Annotated in this window: 16 protein-coding genes and 2 pseudogenes; 7 read left to right on the top strand and 11 right to left on the bottom strand. The window is 63.2% G+C overall.

The genetic code is table 11. The features are described 5' to 3' along the window. Together BFD71_RS06240 and BFD71_RS42055 are read left to right on the top strand one after the other, a co-directional pair. Positions 1 to 1,190, top strand: a 1,190-nt coding sequence (locus BFD71_RS06240; RefSeq protein ID WP_069262448.1) for an NRAMP family divalent metal transporter, incomplete at its 5' end; no start/stop codon positions are given. Positions 1,191 to 2,594: 1,404 nt separating this feature from the next. Continuing rightward, a pseudogene (locus BFD71_RS42055) lies at positions 2,595 to 2,780 on the top strand (VIT1/CCC1 transporter family protein); the annotation flags it as partial. A 1,386-nt stretch (positions 2,781 to 4,166) separates the two neighbouring features. Here the strand turns inward: BFD71_RS42055 and BFD71_RS06230 are convergent. The 4 genes from BFD71_RS06230 to BFD71_RS06220 form a co-directional block, all read right to left on the bottom strand. Beyond that, on the bottom strand, positions 4,167 to 4,568 hold the full coding sequence (locus BFD71_RS06230; protein WP_069262382.1) for an FAD-dependent oxidoreductase: 402 nt from the start codon (positions 4,566 to 4,568) through the stop codon (positions 4,167 to 4,169). A 238-nt stretch (positions 4,569 to 4,806) separates the two neighbouring features. Beyond that, entirely contained in the window at positions 4,807 to 5,259 is a 453-nt protein-coding gene (locus tag BFD71_RS06225; RefSeq protein ID WP_069262381.1) for a nuclear transport factor 2 family protein, read from the bottom strand. A gap of 593 nt (positions 5,260 to 5,852) precedes the next feature. Then, entirely contained in the window at positions 5,853 to 6,020 is a 168-nt protein-coding gene (locus BFD71_RS41345; protein ID WP_176732833.1) for a hypothetical protein, read from the bottom strand. Between the two features lie 189 nt (positions 6,021 to 6,209). Beyond that, positions 6,210 to 8,069 carry an HAD hydrolase family protein gene (locus tag BFD71_RS06220; RefSeq protein ID WP_069262380.1) on the bottom strand — a complete coding sequence of 620 codons (1,860 nt, stop codon included), beginning with the start codon at positions 8,067 to 8,069 and terminating at the stop codon, positions 6,210 to 6,212. Positions 8,070 to 9,355: 1,286 nt separating this feature from the next. Here BFD71_RS06220 and BFD71_RS06215 point away from each other — a divergent pair. Continuing rightward, a complete protein-coding gene (locus BFD71_RS06215) occupies positions 9,356 to 9,697 on the top strand; it encodes a DUF4148 domain-containing protein (protein ID WP_069262379.1) in 342 nt (113 codons plus the stop codon). Between the two features lie 206 nt (positions 9,698 to 9,903). Here the strand turns inward: BFD71_RS06215 and BFD71_RS06210 are convergent, their stop codons facing one another. The 3 genes from BFD71_RS06210 to BFD71_RS42050 all read right to left on the bottom strand — a co-directional run bounded on the left by BFD71_RS06210 (position 9,904) and on the right by BFD71_RS42050 (position 12,997). Further along, positions 9,904 to 10,665 carry a slipin family protein gene (locus tag BFD71_RS06210; protein WP_069262378.1) on the bottom strand — a complete coding sequence of 254 codons (762 nt, stop codon included), beginning with the start codon at positions 10,663 to 10,665 and terminating at the stop codon, positions 9,904 to 9,906. After that, complete coding sequence (locus tag BFD71_RS06205) at positions 10,662 to 12,206, bottom strand: NfeD family protein (RefSeq protein WP_069262377.1); 1,545 nt, start codon at positions 12,204 to 12,206, stop codon at positions 10,662 to 10,664. Before BFD71_RS06205 ends, BFD71_RS06210 begins: the two co-directional genes overlap by 4 nt. Before the next feature lie 665 nt (positions 12,207 to 12,871). Next, positions 12,872 to 12,997, bottom strand: a complete 126-nt coding sequence (locus BFD71_RS42050) for a hypothetical protein (RefSeq protein WP_256094506.1) — start codon at positions 12,995 to 12,997, stop codon at positions 12,872 to 12,874. Positions 12,998 to 13,152: 155 nt separating this feature from the next. On the opposite strand from BFD71_RS42050, the pseudogene BFD71_RS42045 reads away from it, so the two are divergent. Together BFD71_RS42045 and BFD71_RS06200 are read left to right on the top strand one after the other, a co-directional pair. Continuing rightward, positions 13,153 to 13,299, top strand: a pseudogene (locus BFD71_RS42045) (DUF4148 domain-containing protein); the annotation flags it as partial. Between the two features lie 156 nt (positions 13,300 to 13,455). Then, positions 13,456 to 14,490: a 2-hydroxyacid dehydrogenase gene (locus BFD71_RS06200; RefSeq protein ID WP_069262447.1), complete on the top strand. Its 1,035-nt coding sequence runs from the start codon at positions 13,456 to 13,458 to the stop codon at positions 14,488 to 14,490. 81 nt (positions 14,491 to 14,571) lie between these two features. Here the strand turns inward: BFD71_RS06200 and BFD71_RS06195 are convergent, their stop codons facing one another. Both BFD71_RS06195 and BFD71_RS06190 read right to left on the bottom strand, forming a co-directional pair. Next, on the bottom strand, positions 14,572 to 14,994 hold the full coding sequence (locus tag BFD71_RS06195; protein WP_069262376.1) for an organic hydroperoxide resistance protein: 423 nt from the start codon (positions 14,992 to 14,994) through the stop codon (positions 14,572 to 14,574). 40 nt (positions 14,995 to 15,034) lie between these two features. Continuing rightward, positions 15,035 to 15,283 (bottom strand): DUF4148 domain-containing protein, encoded by a 249-nt coding sequence (locus BFD71_RS06190; protein ID WP_069262375.1) that lies wholly within the window; start codon positions 15,281 to 15,283, stop codon positions 15,035 to 15,037. 412 nt (positions 15,284 to 15,695) lie between these two features. Between BFD71_RS06190 and BFD71_RS06185 the strand changes: the two genes are divergently transcribed. Beyond that, positions 15,696 to 16,739: an alpha/beta fold hydrolase gene (locus BFD71_RS06185; RefSeq protein ID WP_069262374.1), complete on the top strand. Its 1,044-nt coding sequence runs from the start codon at positions 15,696 to 15,698 to the stop codon at positions 16,737 to 16,739. Positions 16,740 to 17,030: 291 nt separating this feature from the next. After that, positions 17,031 to 17,438: a GFA family protein gene (locus tag BFD71_RS06180; RefSeq protein ID WP_069262373.1), complete on the top strand. Its 408-nt coding sequence runs from the start codon at positions 17,031 to 17,033 to the stop codon at positions 17,436 to 17,438. 5 nt (positions 17,439 to 17,443) lie between these two features. On the opposite strand, the gene BFD71_RS06175 is transcribed toward BFD71_RS06180, so the two are convergent. After that, positions 17,444 to 17,854 (bottom strand): GFA family protein, encoded by a 411-nt coding sequence (locus tag BFD71_RS06175; protein ID WP_069262372.1) that lies wholly within the window; start codon positions 17,852 to 17,854, stop codon positions 17,444 to 17,446. 136 nt (positions 17,855 to 17,990) lie between these two features. Then, positions 17,991 to 18,554 (bottom strand): thioredoxin family protein, encoded by a 564-nt coding sequence (locus BFD71_RS06170; RefSeq protein ID WP_069262371.1) that lies wholly within the window; start codon positions 18,552 to 18,554, stop codon positions 17,991 to 17,993. Positions 18,555 to 18,845: the final 291 nt, after the last annotated feature.

Raw genomic sequence — 18,845 nt, 5'->3', positions numbered from 1 at the left:
AGGTTCTCGGTGTCTGCATCGCCGCGGTACTGACGATGGCGGCGGTCAGTACGGGCGACTTCCGGCGCTTCGAACGCTTCGCGATCGTGCTGTGCCTGTTGAGTCTGCTGCTGATCCCGGTGCTCGTTTCGATTCACCCGCCTGTGGGCGTTATCGCGCGCGACTTCTTCGTGCCGACCTGGCCGGCGAATTCGAAGCTCTCCGACGTGATGCTGCTCGTGATCGGCATCGTCGGCACGACCGTCGCGCCGTGGCAACTTTTCTTCCAGCAGAGCTACGTGATCGACAAGCGCATCACGCCGCGCTTCATGAAGTACGAAAAGGCGGACCTCTGGATCGGTATCGCGTTCGTGATCGTCGGCGCTGTGGCGATGATGGCCTTCACCGCCGCGCTCTTTGACGGCAAGCCCGAGTTCGGCAACTTCACCGACGCGGGTGGCGTGATTGCGGGTCTGCACAAGTACGTCGGCCAGACCTCGGCCACGATCTTCGCCGTGGCGCTGCTCGACGCGTCGATCATTGGCGCCGCCGCCGTTTCGCTCTCGACGGCCTATGCGATTGGCGATGTCTTCAAGGTCAAGCACTCGCTGCACCGCAGCGTGCTCGACGCGAAGGGTTTCTATCTTGTCTACTTCGGCATCATCGCGCTCGCGGCGGCCCTCGTGCTGATTCCCGGCAGCCCGCTCGGCCTCTTGACTGAGGCTGTGCAGACGCTGGCCGGCGTGCTGCTGCCGAGCGCAACGGTGTTCCTGTTGCTGCTCTGTAATGACAAGGCGGTGCTTGGCCCGTGGGTGAATTCGAAGAGGCTGAACGTGTTCACGGGTGCAGTGATTGCCGTGCTCGTCGTGTTGTCGATCATCCTGACGGCGGCCACCGTGTTTCCAGATATCAGCGGCGCGGCGATCGTCAAGATTCTCGTGGGCGGATGTGGAATTGCCGTGGCCGTGTACGCCGCGGTGGAACTCTCGCGCAAATCACGCGGCGCGAATGGCACCCAGGATGCCCTGCCGCTCAACAAGCCAGCGCTCAAGGAGTTGCGCAACACGTGGCGCATGGCGCCGCTCGAAGACCTGCCGGCGCCGCAGCACCTGACGCTGTCGACACGCGTGTGGATGGGCGTGCTGCGCACCTACCTCGTCGTCGCAGTGGGTCTCGTGATCGTGAAGGTCGTGCAGATGGCTATCCATTAACGTGCATCGGGCAGACGCAAGTCTGCCCCTTCTCTAGTGCGCACGGCCCGGCCGTGTATTTTTCGTGCAAGCGTATGCATACGGGCACGTGACGCGACTTCTGCTCTCAACATGTCTTCATTTGCGGGGACTTCGATGCTCAGCCACCATGAGATTGGCACGCTGCTAACGCCTGCGAACGGGGAAATGCGGCTACGCACACTGGACCCGAACATGAGGGCATTGCAGAGTCGGAAGCTTGTCGAAACTCAGGAGCGAGCGCCTGAGTGGATCACCGTGCGACTAACCGAGGCAGGACGGGCTCTGCTGCGGTGCCTGCGGGTCGGGTCGTGATGGCTGACAGTCATTTGAAGCGATACATTTCGTACGCAGTTCGCAGCAGGTATCGGCTCCGGGACCGCGACTCTTCGGCGCGGACGGCCCGAGAGGGCCGCGTTAATGCTCAAGTATCCTGGCGGTCCGAATGGACATGGACAACGGCGTATCTAGCTTCGATTGGTCGACAGGCCCACGAATCTGCGCCCGAATGAAATGAGTGGAAGCGCGGACAGCGCGCCGAGGTACATACTCCGCCGTGCAAGTCAAATGACGCCACGGCGGCGCAGAGCAACGTCATGTTCATTTGGCGAACGTGGCATAACAGGTCACTCAGTGGCATGAACTGAGAGCGAGCTCCGCCGCACCTTGGCAGGGCGTTTCGGGTTACCGTATCAGGCACCGACGATGAAAAAGCACATTCCACCGATATGCATGGTTTTTGCTCTGGTCTTGGTCATCGCATTCCAGTCCATAAATCAAAACCGTCCGGTTTTCACAACGAACACGACACCGGCTGTTACTGGCGTGTTCGCTGAAAACGCATTGCCGAATGTTGGAATTCACCACTGTTTGGTCTACGGGAAATACTGCCTTAGTAACGCATTACGCAGCCGATGACAGGAAACCCGGTACTGAACGTCATGACGCATATAGACCCTGTTTGCGGGCCGACGCTCGTAGAGGTAAATATTAATCGCCACTAACTCGCGCTTCGCTTGTCAAGCTGACCCAGGTAGTCAGTCCTCTACTGGAATCGAGCCGGTTCCAGGGTTTGTGCTCGGCGTCGGCTACCACGATGCCGTAAGCCCATGAACAGGTATGCGCCACGTCAGCTACTGTGTCGTTGCCCGTCGCTCATTCGCGTGCGTCAATGTAATGACACTCTGCTAACCTGAAAAAAGCCATGGGTAGCTCTGGAACCCGTTACGGCTCGATCACGCAATTCCTTCACTGGTGTACGGCAGTTCTTGTCCTCGTCGCATCGTCTACGAGCCAGGCGGACGCGAACGGCGCGTGTATTCGTCCGTCCACGAGATAGACCGGCGATTCCACGAGACGCTTGGATTGTGTGTGTTCACGCTCGCCGTCATGGAACTCGGTGGCAATCCGTGGACTGCAGCGGGATTTTCGTTTCTGTTGTTTGCGGTCGGAGCCATCTTCCCGGCGATGCCATTGCTGTGGACGTCCGGCACCCCGGCGATCGTGCAGTGCGTAGGTCTGAGTACTTTTGCATTGGCGGCCATCGGGGTGTTCACGTCACTGTTCAATGGCTGGCTCGTCATGAATGACCTCGCTCGAGTGTGGGGCTGGCGCGCCGGACGCAGGAGCTTTCGGGCAGACGTTTGCAAGCATGCGACCAGTGGCGCTGTATTCAGATGAGCCGCAGCGAACGTGACTGCACGCGGTAGGCTGACGGGGCCAGACAGTTGCAGGCTCCTGAAGTCATCTGTTTCACCTGGCCATGCGCCGCCGCGCTGCGGAGATGGCAATCCGTCGAGTCCAACCTTTCTTGACGCGTCCGTGCGCAGCTGATCGTCCGAGTGCGGTCAACTGCCTGTGCGGAACCCATGAATTTAGTACGCTTGCCCGCGCCGGACCGCATCCTATACTTCGAGCGCTTCACGGACGAGGGACAGTCCGCTTTGTCCCCAAGCCTCCGTGTTCCTTGACATCAAGATCTTCTGCCTTCGTGAAAAGTATCGTGCGACGCCTGGCAGTTGCGCATCGAAGGCAATGCAGGGGCAATGAAATGATTTGCGATCCATCACATCTTTGCGCGTCCTGCAGTCTTCTGCTGAGTCACCCCGATTTCGATGTGACACACCCTCTGCGCGATGTCGGCGAACCGGCATATCTCGGCAGCATCCGCATCCAGTACTACCGCTGCCCGGGTTGCGGAGCTGAATGGTGCTGTTCATGTAGTCCTTTCGAAAACAGGGACGTTCATTGGACACTTCGCTGACGTCGTAGGGCCTGCGGCGTGCCATTGCCCACGTCGCGCTGCTGCTGCAACGGCCGCGGGAGCTCGCATGGCGTTCACAAAAGCCCGCTGGCGAATTACCTCCCAACTGGACATGCGCGTGCCCGCGCGTATGGCGCGGCCCCTGTCGATGTAATGCAACAGGCAAAGTGGGTTCCGATGAGTTTCCGGTTCGTTTGAGCGGCTGCACCGGGACGACGCAACGGACTTGTGTGATGACGGACCCGCGGCATGAAGGTTGCGCGCCATATTGCGGGACCGCTATCGGAGTATCAAATGAGACACAGCGTGACAGGGATTATTGTGCTTGCAGCGCTGCTGGCGCTGCTATCGGCTGCTGGATGCAAACGTGCCGACAAAACCAGTGCACAGAGCGACACTGGCATGAGCAGTTCGCCTGCTGCGGCGAGCAGCGCTGCCGGCGCCAGTCAATGAGAGATGGCGCGCCGCTTCGGGCGAACGTTCCGCGGTGAGTCCAGCGACGCCAGTCCGAGCGATGAGCCGTCGCTCGGGTCATATGCGGACGGAGAATCAGGCTGGTACAAGTTGCAACGGGGCAGCAGGCCTTACCAGGCCTGAGCGACGCTTGCTGCGATCTATTGGCCGCTCTGGCCCGTGCTAGCCGGTGCGGTTGGCAAGCGTGCTGCGAAGGATTCACTGCGTTCAAAGTGATCCGGTCAGTTGTAACGCCTGCAGAAAACGGTCGCCGTAAGGCGGCTGCGATTGTGACGGACCCGCTCGCGCAAGGCTTGCGCGAGCAATGCCTTGCTGCGGGCTTGCGACAGGATCGTCGTTCCGTAGCGCGGATGCGCGCCAGCGAACTCGAGTTCTGCAATCAGTTTCCAGTCCTCATAAAAGCGCGTGCGGTGGATGGCACGCCCTTGCGCGACCATCGCCTGCGCGACGCCCGTGGACTCCAGCAGTTCGAGTGCGCGGGGATTCACGACCTGAGCGCGCGATTCGGTGGCAGCCTGCGGAGCGGCATCGACGATGCGGGTGCGCATGCCCTGGTCAGCAAGAAAAAGTGCGGCCGCGAGACCGACCGGTCCAGCACCGATGACAGGCGTCGTGTCATTCATGGTCCATCTCCGCACGGTCACACCGCCGCGGGCGCGCATTCCATAACGTAATAAAAGCAGGATCTTTGGCGGCCCTGACCTGGGGCGCCCTCTCAATGGCAGCCCATCCAGGACTCATGAGGAGGGTGTCCGGCGCTTCCCGGTTTTGTCGGCGTGACGTTCTGCTCGCAACTATTGATCGCCTTGAACTTCAATGGAGGACGCTCAAGGTCGCTCTTAGGGAAAATGATTCGGCCGGCTAGCGGTGCCCCTTGTAATACGCATCAGCCTTGATTACTTCGACGCCGCGCCAGCCCCAATACACGCGATGCCGACTGATCCGACCGTTCTCAACGTCCATCGCTTCAACAAAGTCCATTTGCTCGCCGTTGGGCGTCGCGCGCGGGTATTCCCATATCAACCGGCGACCGTTCGTGAAATAGCCCTCGCGATGGAAGGAGCGGGCATCAGGCTTGCGCGGCGCCGCGCTGTCAAGCAGTGAACGGATTCGCTCGCGCCCTTGAAGGACACCGTCGCTGCCGCCGAGCAGGTGAGGAACGAGTGGGCTTTCGAGTACCGCCTCCGGTGCATAGAGCGCGATCATCGCGTCGAGATCGTCGGTCGACCATGCGCGGTCCCATTGCTGGTAGATACGTTCGATCTCTGCGGCCACATCAGGAGGCAGAGCGGTTCGATTCAGATTGTCGGTCATCGTGAACTCCGGTTGAGCGGCGGCCAGTGCGGCGTTCGGCCGCCGACGTTCATTGATCGCGCCAGTGCCTCATTGCGGCGCTGCTGGGCGCGGAAGAGACTCCAGGGGTCTCGCGTTTCCCGCTGGCAGTGGAAACAGGCGCGCATCATCTGATCCTGCCAGCCGCGACTCGCACTGCAAGGAAGGTGCGGAGCGCGTATCTGATGTCGCCGGAGGCCTCGGAAACTTTGATCCCGGGCATCTGTCGCGAAGCTCTCGCAAGTATGGCCAGTTTAGGTGCGCGTTGAGTGGTGGGTCAGTCGAGACGAACCTGGAAGATGTCGGCCCTTCGAGCCCTTCTTTGCCCGCATTGACCCGGCCCAACACCGGGATAGCACAGATGAGGCTATGCGATTTCATCGGGTCCAGCATGGACGTTTTGGTCGACGACTGGATCGGGCAGATCCGTCCTCCCGGATTGATCTTGCGGCCGGCGACGGACCTGGAAGACTCTGGGTCTGGTGGCGCTAGCCGCCCTTGCCGGACGATGACGCGCTGTTCAGGGGCGGCGATGCAGGCAGGTAATGAAGATGCTGCGCCACGGACACCGGAACTTAGGGCGAAAGCATACCGACGATGGTAAGTGCGTAGACGATGGCCGCGATCGTTGCCACTATGCGAATCGGTCGCGCAACCGCCGAGTGGCCAACGACGATGTTGAGATAGAACCAGATGCCGAGCAGTCCGAGCAGCAACTGACGGGTCTTCTTCGGAGTGTGCAATCAACGTGCCTTGTCGCGGTCGCTGCAATGGAGCCTTGAATCGAATTCAATGCGGGATCGAGATAGATCCATAACGGCAGGACTCCGTATTAAATGTGAAGCGAGCGCGTGAGCCGGCGCAACAGAAAGCAATCGCCATACACATGTTTTCGCGACCAGTGCAGGTCCAGAGACTCTTCAGGGCAGCGGTCACTCCGCCGCACGCTCGCGTGCGCCGTCCGACACGCCGCCTCCACCAGGCTGCCGGGCTGTCAGGACTGCGGGCAACGACGGGTTCTCCGGTTGCGTGTAACGTGCCTGAATAGCAGCGCGAATGCGCAAACGGCTCTCGCAGGCATCCAGCGAGTCGTCCCGCTCTATCGCACGCGCTTCCGAGGCCAGATCGTCATCGCCGATCTGCTCTTCGAACCAACGCGAATAGTCGCCCTTCAGGCGATGGAATTGCCACGTGTCGACATCGATGCCTTCTGCCAGTTCGATGAAGAGCACCAGGTTATGTGCGCGCAGATTCAGCTTTCCCTGCTCGCCGCGAAAATAAAAACTGCGCTCGGGAATCAGCAAGCCTTCCGCGTATTTGCGGTGATGGCGCCGCTTTTCCTTGTTCCCCGGTTCGAGGCAAACCGCCTGCGGTGCGGCTGCGTCACTGACACGCCACAACAGCGCCTCGCCACGCTTAAGCAGCGCAGTGCCCGTGCTTGCCCCCGGTGCCATCGAGGCCGGCAGCGGACGTGCGCTTACCGACGCGAAACTGTGCAGAGCCTCTTCGGCGTCATCGCCCATTGCCAGTACGACGCCGACTTGACGCAAGAATGCCGGCGCGAGCTGGTCGGGCGATACCGTTACGGCCAGCGCGGTTTCGAGCGTTTCGGGGATCGCCTGGCTCGCGCCTTCCCAAGCTGCCGGAAACAGATGATGTGCTTCGTCGAAAACGACCCAGTGCGGACGACCGGTGCGCGTGCGCAGGCGCTGAACGTGCAACAGCAGGTTCGCGCAGAAGACGGGGCGATCCGCCTGCGGCACGCGCAAAAGGTTGACGGCGACTACGGGTCGTGCTGGGCGGGTCAACAACTGCATCAGTTCTTCGACCGAAGGCGCGCTGTGCGTGTCGCCGAGCACGATAGTCATGTCGTCGTTGGCATAATCGCCCTCGGGATCGATCACGCACAACTGGCAGCCCGCGCGTGCGAGCCGCTCCAGCATGCCTGCGGTCACGGTAGACTTGCCGCAACCTGACGGGCCGACCAGCAGTGAGACGCTCCCTTGCAGCGGTAGCCACTCCCGGTTTTTCTCACGGTCTTGCTCGTGGCTCTTCTGATTGTCCTGCGAGGAACAGCGTGTCCCCAGCAGGACGCGACGGCGCGGCGATACGGCGGCGATGGCGCGCAGATCGTCGGCGAGCAGCATCCCGATCAACTCCGCGACGCCCGATCCGGCCGCCGCATGCATTACGGCGTCGGCATGCTTCTTCAATGCGGGCAGCGCGTTTGCGACTGCGATGCTCAGGCCGCATGCGTTGAGCAGGGCGTGATCGTTTTCCGCGTCACCGACACCGACTACGTTCAGCGGCGCCAATTCCAGTTCGTCGAGCGCCGCGTTTAGACCGGTTGCCTTCGAAACACCCGGCGCCAGGATCATCACCGCATCGCCGTTGAAAACGATCTGCAAGCCCAGACCGAGGTCGCGGATCACGTCGAGCGCGACGTGCTCGTGCGGCTTCACCGTCGCGACCAGCGTCTCGCCGATGCTGAACGCGCCGGGCGCGCGCCGCCGCAATTCGGCGACGAAGGCTTCCGGCGGGGCGGGCGAGAGCAGACGATGAGAGCCAGTGGCGGGGCAATAGAGGACGCCTCCGTTCTCGGCCACGACGCGCGAGAAAAGGTCGAGGCGCGGGCAGATCGCGAGAAGATCGTCGAGCTCGCGGCCGCTCGCGAGAACGGCGTGACGGCCCGACGCACGAAGACGTTCTACGGCGTCCCACGTAGAATCGGCGACGCGGCCGTCACTCGCCAGCGTATTGTCGTAGTCGGTGGCAAGCGCAAAGAATTGCATCAGGCCCTCCTGCGGGTCTTGGCGGAGCGCCTGACGATTATTCGTTACCGACGCCCTTTGATACGTCGGCGGCCCTCTGAAATTCCTGCGCGGGCAAATCATCGAGGCGTTACATCACGTCGTCGCACCGTTTGCTCTAGGGGTTTCAATAGGCACTCTTCAGCGCTCTCTGCATATCGAATTCACGAACACGCATCGCGCGTACCTAAACAGCCTCGAGGCACGCTTCGCCCCATCTTCTACTTCACCCAGTTCGCCGCGATAGCGCAAGCGGCCGAGCGGAAGCTTCCCGATCTCTTGGGTAGCGCAGGGCCCATCGAATGGCGCGGTTTCCGGAGCCGGGCAACGCTTAGTCGACCGCCAGAAACCGCGCATGGCCGGAAAGGCTGTGTTTCGTACAGCCAGGCCTTGCACATGCGGAACGTCGTTTGTTGATCGAGCGACGTGTCGGCTGAGGGAATCAACCCGGCAAGCAACTGAATCGGACAGTCTGACCGCCCGCATCAGAGACATTGGAAAGGAGGTATGAGAATTCAATGTATAGAAATGGCAGAGCTGTCGATAACGCCGACGGTCGAATTCGATTCCGAAGGGCGATTCCTGTGGGTTGTCCGAGTCGCTCGGCGCGCGCCCTTGATATTGCAGCACGTGCCGCGCAGGCTTTAGCCGTCGAGCTAGCGGCGCGATCGGCACATGGGGGCCTAGGTGGTTTGACCGCCTGCACTTGAGGGGTGGCGACGCTGATGAAGCGGTCATGCAGGCGCTCGCCGCGCTTGGGAATGAGTCGTTCGAGAGCCCGGCGGCAGTGTCGAAGGCGCTAGGCAATGAGGCATAGACGCCACCCACGTCGCATCACTTCCACGGCCTCGTTGGTATCGGGGACCAGCGCGTGGAGAAGGGGGGAAGCGGCATCCGCCAATGAACAGAACGCTCAAGCGCAGGAATGCGAGTCGGTGAATTTCCTGAGGAGGACGCGCGCGAGCCGGGCTGGATCAAGGTCAAGCTAGAGCCGTGATGTCCGTGCTGGCATGTGCCGGCGCACACGTGCTGGCTCCGCGCGATGGGTAACACCGCTCGGCAATGGCGCGAGTTTGCGTAGATCTGAAGCGCGAGCGCGAGGCACGACATCGCCGCATCGTTGCGGTCTTTTGGGAGCCGGCGGTCGCGGACCGCCTGCCCGTCGTCCTCGCTCCGGCCTTGCCCCCAATGACCGTCGCCATCCGTTGAAGGCGCGGCACGGCCCGTGCTCGATTAGATGTGTCCTTTTCAACGATTGGGAGAACTAAATGAAGACGATTAAACGTATTGTCGCAGTCACCGCGATTTTGACGTTGCCTGCCGCCGCTTTCGGGCAAGCTGCAGTGTCCACAAGCGATTCCCTGACCCGCGGCCAGGTCAGGCAGGATTTGATTCAGGTGGAGCAGGCGGGTTACGAACCGTCGGCGGGCGACCGGGCGTCTTATCCGCGCGACCTGCAGGCGGCTGAAGCGCGCGTTAGCGCCCAGCAGGTGGGCATCGCGGGCAGCGGCTATGGCGGCGTAAGCGCGGGCTCGTCGGAGTCGGCCGCGAAGTGGGCGCAGCCAATGAACGCCCCCGCTGGAATCAAGCCGATCTACTTTGGGCACTGACACACAGGCTGTCACCTATACATGCGCACTGCGGCGGTGCTCGTGCGGCGCAGTGGGTTGGGCAACACGGCCCGGCGCCTCGGTCGTGCCCAAGGCACTTTCGCGAATGAAGGCTGGCCACGCTCAGTGCGAAAAGCAACGCGCCTCGATCCGCAGCCGCGCAGAAGCCTGCTCGGGCACAAGCGGCTCGAAACCGAGGGGCCGGATCACTTGCCCAAGCGCTCGATCAGCGCGTTGAGCAGTTCGATCGGCAGCGGGAAGACGATGGTGGAGTTCTTGTCGGCGGCGATGGTGGTGAGCGTCTGCAGATAGCGCAGTTGCATGGCCTGCGGCTGCTTCGCGAGGCATTGCGCGGCTTGCAGCAATTTTTCGGACGCCTGCAGTTCGCCTTCCGCGTGAATCACCTTGGCGCGGCGCTCGCGTTCGGCTTCGGCCTGGCGGGCAATTGCGCGGATCATCGTTTCGTTCAGGTCCACGTGCTTGATCTCGACGTTCGACACCTTGATGCCCCATGCGTCCGTTTGCGCGTCGAGCACTTTCTGGATGTCGGCGTTCAGTTGCTCGCGCTCGGCGAGCAGGGCGTCGAGTTCGTGTTTGCCGAGCACGGCGCGCAGCGTGGTTTGCGCGAGCTGGCTCGTCGCGTCGATGTAGCGCGCGACCTGAATCACGGCCTTTTCCGGGTCCACCACGCGAAAATAGACCACGGCGTTGACCTTCACCGAAACGTTGTCGCGCGTGATGACGTCCTGCGAAGGCACGTCGAACACGACAGTGCGCAGGTCGATGCGCACCGCCACCTGCACCACGGGAATGATGAGCACGAGGCCCGGCCCCTTGACCTTCCAGAAGCGCCCGAGCATGAACACGACGCCGCGTTCGTACTCCTTGAAGATGCGGATGGACGACAAGGCGATCAGCACCAGCAGCGCGATCAGAAGACCTGTGAAGCCGAACGTGAAGCCGATCATGAATGTTCTCCCTTCTCGTTTGCCTTGTCGTGTGCCGCGCCGTGCAGCGGGGTTACGGTGAGCGTGAGACCGCTGCGCGAGCTCACTTGCACGCGGCTGCCGGCGGCGAGCGGCGTGGCGCATGCCACGCGCCAACGCTCGCCGTGCACGCGCGCCCAGCCCGTCGACAAAGCTGCGTGGCCGGGCCGCGGGTCGGGGCGCAGGCCCTCGTCGATTACTTCGCCCGTGGCGCCTACCATCGCCTCAGCGCCGGTCACCACGGGCCGGCGCCGCGCGCGCAGCGCCACGCTCGAGACGGTGGCGACGAACGCCGCGCCGCCTAGCGCGAGGCCCGCGATGAGCGGGATGGGGATGCCGTAGCCGGGCGCGCCGGTGTCCATCAGCATGAGCGCGCCGATGGCGAACGCCACGATGCCGCCGAAGCCCAACACGCCAAAGGTCGGCAGAAATGCCTCCGCGATGAGGCATGCGAGCCCGAGCAGCACGAGCCCGAGGCCCGCGTAGTTCACGGGCAGCAGCTGCATGGCGAAGAGGCCCACCAGCAGGCAGGTCGCGCCCGCCACGCCGGGCAGCACGAAGCCTGGGTTGGCGAACTCGAAGAAGAGTCCGTAAATGCCGATGGTCAGCAGAATCAGCGCGACGTTCGGGTCGGCGACGATCGAGAGGAAGCGGTTGCGCCAGTCGGGCGCGACGACTTCGAGCGGCGCGTGCGCGGTGGCGACGCGCAGCGTTCCCGCCGTGGTCGTGACGGTGCGGCCGTCGAGCTGGCGCGCGAGATCGGCGGGGTCCAGCGCGATCAGATCGATCACGTGCTGGTCACGTGCTTCTTCATCCGAGAGGCTCACAGCCTCGCGCACGGCGCGCTCGCCCCACGCGGCGTTGCGCCCGCGCAGTTGTGCAAGGCCGCGAATGTAAGCGGCGGAGTCGTGCATGACCTTGCGGGCTTCCGTCGATTCGTTGTCGTCGGCGTGCGGGGCCGAGGCGCCGGAGGCGGTCTCGGGAGCGCCTGGCGGGCCGCCTGGAAAACCACCGCCACCGCCACCGCCGCCGCCCACGCCGAGCTGCACCGGCGATGCCGCGCCGAGGTTCGTCCCCGGCGCCATGGCTGCGAAGTGGCTTGCGTAGACGATATAGGTGCCCGCGCTCGCGGCGCGCGCGCCGCCGGGAGCGACGAAGGTCGCTACGGGCACCGGCGAGGCGAGAATCGCCTTGATGATCTGGCGCATCGACGTGTCGAGGCCGCCGGGCGTATCCAGTTCGAGGATCGCAAGCGGCGCGCGCTCGCGCGCGGCTCGCTCCAGCGAGCGGACGATGAAATCGGCGCTGGCGGGCCCGATCGCGCCGTTCACCGTCATGACGACGACGGGGGGGCTCGGTGCCGCGAACGCAGCCGGCACGGCTAGCGCGGCCGCCACAGCGGCCCACGCGACCAGCAAGGCGACGAACACAACGGCGCGAGCAAGCCGCGCGGTGAGCGGATGGTGCGGGTGAGCGTGCGGCGCGTCGTGCACCGCGGCATGCGAGGGGCGATGATCGCGCATCGGAAGTCCGGAAGGTGGCGCACGTTCCGGCTCACAGATGGGGCAAGAGCCGATACCTCAAGATTAGGCGCTTTCCGCCCAAAGCGCGAACCGGCCCGAATGGCGGGAAAACGCGCCGAATGTTGTGCCGCACACGGATTGCACGGCTCCGAAAGCAATGGAGGAATCGGGATTTGGCGCGCCGCGCTGCGGCGCGAACATCTTGCGGCCGGCAAGTCGTTGCTATTGCAACTAAACGGCAAGAGGGCTGCGGAAGCGCACGGACCCATACGGCGACGAGCCCTATGGTCGCGCTTCGCTGCGGCGAGCTTCGAGGACGAACGGGATGTGGCCGCGTACCGCTCGAACGCGGTCGCGCATTTCATGCTTGTGCGCTACCAGGATTCGGTGCGGTGGCCATGGTGAAAGCTACGCGCTCACCCCCGGCGGGGTCTGGACGACCGGCCGGTCACGCGGGAACTGCGTGGCCTTGCGCAAGCCTATGACCGCACACGCGCATTTCTGGCTGCGCCGGGATCACGGCCCGATGCGGCGCGCACGGATGCCTCCCGAATCGAGGCACGGCTGGGCGCCGCATAAAACCCGACCGCTCGATGCGGCCGCGTGTTACTTCTTCTCGTCCCTCGTTTGTACGGGCAGGGACGCTTGCTGCAGTCAGGCGCGGATTAGTACCAGCGGCGCTGAGCTTCTGCGAGCAGTTCGCAGTATTCGAGGTGACGGTTCAGCGCTTCGGCGCCAAGACGACGCAGTGCAGCCAGAACTTGAGTCAGTTTTTCGACGATTGCACCCATGATTTCCTCTTTGCTAGGGTTAGTGCCTAAGGGATAACCCTTATTATAGAGATTTCAGGGCAGAATGCAAGGCGCGAGGAGCTAAGTGTGCGGTGCAGCAACACTTTTGATTCGCCCCTTATTGTCGTGTTAGCCGGCCCCGCCCACGCGACACCATGAAGCTCGCACACTCGCTCGCCGCCGCCGCACTTGCGGCCCTCGTTGCCGTTCCTGCGCTCTCGTTCGCCCAGTCGAGCCAACCGGTGACCCGTGCCGAAGTGAAGGCCGAACTCGTGCAACTCCAGAAGGCCGGCTACAACCGCGCCAGCGACAACACGCGATCCCCCGCGAACCTGCTGTTACCATGTGCTTGCGTGGCTACGCGGCTCACGCGAACGCTTTCACGTTCGAGTTCACGGCGCATCCATGCGCATCAAGGCGCACTTCGCGCCCACACCCGAAGCTCGCACGAGGTCAACATGCCGGGAACCCAGATCCCCACTTCCGCTCGTCCGCGCATGATCCTGTTCAGCGCGCGCCAGTACGACGTCGATACGTTCGCCGAGGCGAACAGCGCTTTCGAATATGAATTGCACTACCAGGAATCGCATCTCGACGCCGATACCGCCGTGATTGCCGATGGCTACGTGGTGGTGTGCCCGTTCGTCAACGATACGGTCGACGCCGCCACGCTCGAGCGCCTCCACAAGGGCGGCACGCGCCTCGTGGCGCTACGCTCGGCAGGCTTCAATCACGTCGATCTGGCAGCGGCGCAGCGTCTTGGCATCACCGTCGCGAGAGTGCCCGCCTATTCGCCGCATGCGGTGGCCGAGCATGCCGTCGGGCTGATCCTCGCGCTCAACCGCAAGCTGCCGCGAGCCGTGTCGCGCACGCGCGAAGGCGACTTCTCGCTTGCCGGGCTGCTCGGTTTCGATCTGCATGGGAAGACGGCCGGCGTGATCGGCACGGGCATCATCGGCCGGTGTTTCGCGCGCATCATGGCAGGCTTCGGCATGCAGGTTCTCGCCCATGATCCCGGCCCGCCGGCCGCAGACTTGCTGGCGCTCGGCGCGCGTTACGTGCCGCTCGATACGTTGCTAGCGCAGTCCGACGTAGTGAGTCTGCATTGCCCGCTCGTGCCCGCAACCCGGCATCTGATCGACCGGCACGCGCTCGCGAAGATGAAGCGCGGCGCCATGCTCATCAATACCGGCCGCGGCGGCCTGGTGGAAAGCACCGCGCTCGTCGATGCGCTAAAGAGCGGCCAGTTGGGGCATCTCGGCCTCGACGTGTACGAGGAAGAGGGCGGCCTGTTCTTCGAGGACCACTCGGATGCGCCGCTGCAGGACGACGTGCTCGCGCGTCTCCTGATGTTTCCGAACGTGATCGTCACGTCGCATCAGGCGTTCTTCACGCGCGAGGCGATGAACGAGATCGCGCAAACGACGCTGCGCAACGTGGAGGCCTGGCGCAGCGGTTCGCCGGTCAATCTCGTGGACGCGCCGCACGGCTAGCGCGCAGCGCGCACGGCAACACATAAAAGCGAAGCGGGGCGCGCAAGCCGCCCCGCTTTTTTGCTTTCTTCTGCTACGCGATCACGCCTCGACGACGCTGAGCGTGACGTCGATGTTGCCGCGCGTGGCCTTCGAGTACGGGCAGATCTGGTGTGCCGTTTCGACGATGCGCTGTGCCGTCTCGCGATCGACGCCCGGCAGGGTCACGTTCAGACGGCCGCGCAGCTTGAACGCGTCGTCCGCGTTGATGAGGTCGATCTCGGCGTCGACCGCCACGTCGCGCGGCAGCGTCGTGCCGAGTTTCGTGGCGGCGCGACCCATGGCGCCGATGAAGCACGCCGACCAGCCCGCCGCGAACATCTGCTCCGGGTTCGTGCCAGGTGCGCTCGATCCGGGCGGCGAGAGCTTCACGTCCAGACGCCCGTCTTCGCTGCGGGCCGCGCCATCGCGGCCGCCGGTGGTGTGGGTCTTGCCGGTGTACAGCACTTTTTCTGCCTGACTCATGGTATTTATCTCCTGGGGTTAGCGTCGTTGGGACAATGAATTAGCTGCCGCGGTACAGTTGCTGGATCGCGGCGAGCTGGCCGTCGTGCTGCGCCTGAACCAGTTCCTGGCGAACCTGTGCACGCGTGATCTTTGCGTTGGCCGCATTGCTGGCGGGCATCCATGCCGGACTTTGCTGTACCGAGGGTTGCGCGGCGACCGACTGGGCGGGCATGGCGGCGAAGGCCGGAGCGGCGGTGAGGACTGCGGCGCTGGCGGCGAAGGCGAGGGCGAGCTTCGAGACGTTCATGACTTTCTCCTGGGAAGGGTTCGGAAATCCGTCCGGTCAACAGCAAGTTCCGGCGTTGATGCATTACAACCACCGGACGTATCTGCCGTGTTTCATGAACGCCGCGTTTTGCAAGGGTATGTGTCTGTGGCCGGCGCTTATACATTGCGATACAAACGCGCCGCTCGTGCAATCCCGCTCACGCCGAATCGATCCTGGCACGCCGACGCTTTTTTGATTCGTTTTGTGTACGCGCTCGCAACAGACACATTGGGATACATGGCGCTTTTGCTGCCCGGTTATAAATTCACCGGGGCGTTTTGCCTGCCGCCGCGAGCGTGATCGACCGGTTCGAACGATCTGCTGCCGCCGGCTCATCAACGAGGCCAAGCCGTTCGGGCGCGGCCTGCATGCACAACAAGGAGAAATGGTCATGTCAGATCCCGTCAACGTCCGGCGCCGTCGCCTTCTCGGCACGTCGCTTGCCGGCCTCACGCTCGCGGACTTCGCATTCGGCGGTCTCGCGCACGCACAGTCGGCTGGCGGCACGGAAGGCAACTCGCGCACGGGCAACGGCGTCTCGTTCGGCCCGATCAAGCAGGTCAACGCAGGCCTGCTCAATGTGGGCTACGCCGAAGCGGGTCCGAAGAACGGTCCGGTTGTGATTTTGCTGCACGGTTGGCCGTACGACATTCATAGCTATGTCGAGGTCGCGCCGATGCTGGCCGCGTCGGGCTATCGCGTGCTCGTGCCGTATCTGCGCGGCTACGGCAGCACGCGCATTGTCTCCGACGACACGCCGCGCAACGGCCAGCAGGCCGTCACCGCCGTCGATCTCGTCGCGTTCATGGACGCCCTGAAGATCGATCAGGCCGTGCTGGGCGGCTACGACTGGGGCGCACGCACGGCGAACATCGTCGCGGCGCTGTGGCCCGAGCGCGTGAAGGGGATGGTCTCCGTGAGCGGCTATCTGATCGGCAGCCAGGAGGCGAACCGCAAGCCGCTGCCGCCGCAAGCCGAGCTGCAGTGGTGGTACCAGTTCTACTTCTCGACCGAGCGCGGCGTGCAGGGCTATGCCGCGAATCGCGATGCGTTCAACAAGCTGATCTGGCAACTCGCCTCGCCGAAGTGGAACTTCGATGACGCGACCTACGAGCGCAGCGCAGCGTCCTTCCAGAATCCGGACCACGTGGCCATCGTGATCTCCAACTACCGCTGGCGCCTCGGGCTCGTACAGGGCGAGGCGAAGTACGACAGCCTCGAGCAGCGTCTTGCCGCCGCGCCGGCCATCACCGTGCCGACCATCACGCTCGAAGGCGACGCCAACGGGGCGCCGCATCCCGCGCCGGCCGCCTACGCGAAGAAGTTCACGGGCAAGTATCTGCACCGCAGTCTCGATGGCGGCATTGGCCACAATCTCCCCCAGGAAGCGCCCAAGGAGTTCGCGCAGGCCATCCTGCAAGTCACGCATCTGTGACGGGGGGGCCGCGATGCAAGCGCGTTTTCTTAAGCATCGCGCGCCCGTCGTGCTCGCACTGCGCACGGCTCTCGCGCAGGTTCCCGCTGCGTGGGCCCAGTAAGGTACGCGAGCGCCGGGGCAGGCCGCATCGCCGATCTACGGCTTGACGATTGCGCCCGGCTACCGCAAGTGGGAAATGATCGCGACTACTTGTTTACTCGATTTGCACCTTGACAGGGTGCAGGGGCTCCTGATTCAGGATCGGTGACATAATTCCGCAGTTGTCTTCACACTGATCGGGAGAGCCCCATGCAGCGGACATACCGTGGAAGTTGCCATTGCCAGTCGGTGAAGTTCGAAGCCCTAATCGATTTCAGCAAGGGCACGGGAAAATGCAACTGCAGTTTCTGCGGAAGGCTGCGCCTCTGGCTCGTCCAGGTTCGCCCGCAAGACTTCGTTCTGCTTTCGGGCGAAAGCGATCTGACGCATTACGAAGGGAAAAACCCGGTAGCCCACCATCCGTTCTGCAAACACTGCGGCGTGCATGTATTCGACCGCGTCGATATGCCGAATGGAACGGGTTACCCTTACATCAACGTGAATATCATGTGCATCGACGACTTCGACCTGAACGAAGCCCTCGATGCACCGATCTCCTATGCCAACGGTCTCGCGAATGATTGGGGCAATCCGCCTCCGCAAACGCGGCACCTTTGAGTGTCTCAGGGGGCTCGTCCCGCATGTTGAGCAATGCCGGGCTCGCGGCCGTCCAGCTGATGCCGCTCAGACGTGAACTGAACGAATTCGGCGCGAAACCGTGAAGGGTCATCGAGCGATCCGGCGTAGATCGTCACGATATCCGGCGCATGCTGCGGTGTGCCAAAGAGCAGGCTGCCGCAATGCGCACAGGAATTTCGTGTCGTTGGCATGCCGCTGCCGCCCGTTATCGTGTAAGTGCGGATTTCGCCTTCGAACGAGAATTCGGCCGCACTCACCACGACTACCGGCAACCCGGCCGATCCGGAAGCGCGCTGGCAATCGCGGCAGTGACAAACGAGCTGCGCGAACGCTGCGCCGCGAGCCTCGTATTGCACCTCGCCACACAGGCAGCGGCCTTTCCAGTCTGTCGACATCGGTCTTCTCCGTTTTTGCGGGTACGCTCGCATGTTACGCGTATAGTCGGTCTCTTCGCGCGCTGCTGCCGGATCAACGCGGGCAAGCGCGTGATCGCCGCCGCCCCGCCAGCCGGAGCGGCGCCGCGCCCGCCGATCATCCCTGCTTGCCCTGAATGCCCAGCAGATCGCGAACTTTCTGCTCGGTCTGCGCGTAGTCGCCCTCGCCGAAGTGGGTATAAACGAGCTTGCCGTTCTGGTCGATGAGGTAGACCGCCGGCCAGTACTGATTGCCATAGGCGTTCCACGTCGCGTAACCGTTGTCCTGCGCGACAGGGTACGTAATGCCGTATTGCTTGATCGCCTTCTGCAGGTTGCCGGTGTCGCGCTCGAACGAATATTCGGGCGTATGCACGCCGACCACCAGGAGACCCTTGTCGCGATAGCGCGCGTCCAGCTCCTTGATGTGCGGGATAGTGTGCGCGCAGTTGATGCAGTCGAAGGTCCAGAAGTCGACGAGCACGACCTTGCCGTGCAGTTGCTTGAGGTCGAGCGGCGGGCTGTTGAGCCAGTTGTTGACGCCGGTGAAGTCGGGCGCCTGCGCGCCGGTCTGCAGCGCGGCCGAGCCGCCCGACGGCGCTTCGCCCGAAGCGTACGCGGCGAGCCCGGCGGTGGCAGCGAGGCCGATGGCAACAGCGGCTATCTTGAGACGAGAGATCATGAGAGTTCTCCTTGTGTGGACGACGAGCGTATTGGACCGCTCCCACGTATCTGGCTCGTGTCCCGCTTGCGGCACTGTTGAAACGTAGTGTGTCGCCGGCGGGACGCGATACGTAGGGATACAAATCGTCCACTGCGCGGCCACAGCTTCGCGGGCCGCTGCACGCCGTGCGCGTGTTTGTATCCCTATGTATCCAGCCGCCTGCGCGATACATGACGATGCACGACGCCCGCGTTCCGGACATTCCCCGGATACATGCCCGCGCTGAAATACGGCACATGGCAAGTCCGC

The organism is Paraburkholderia nodosa (genome assembly GCF_001718195.1).
GTDB classification, from domain to species: domain Bacteria; phylum Pseudomonadota; class Gammaproteobacteria; order Burkholderiales; family Burkholderiaceae; genus Paraburkholderia; species Paraburkholderia nodosa_A.
Note: the sequence above shows the minus strand (reverse complement) of the source record. Positions and strands in the feature narration are given on the sequence as shown.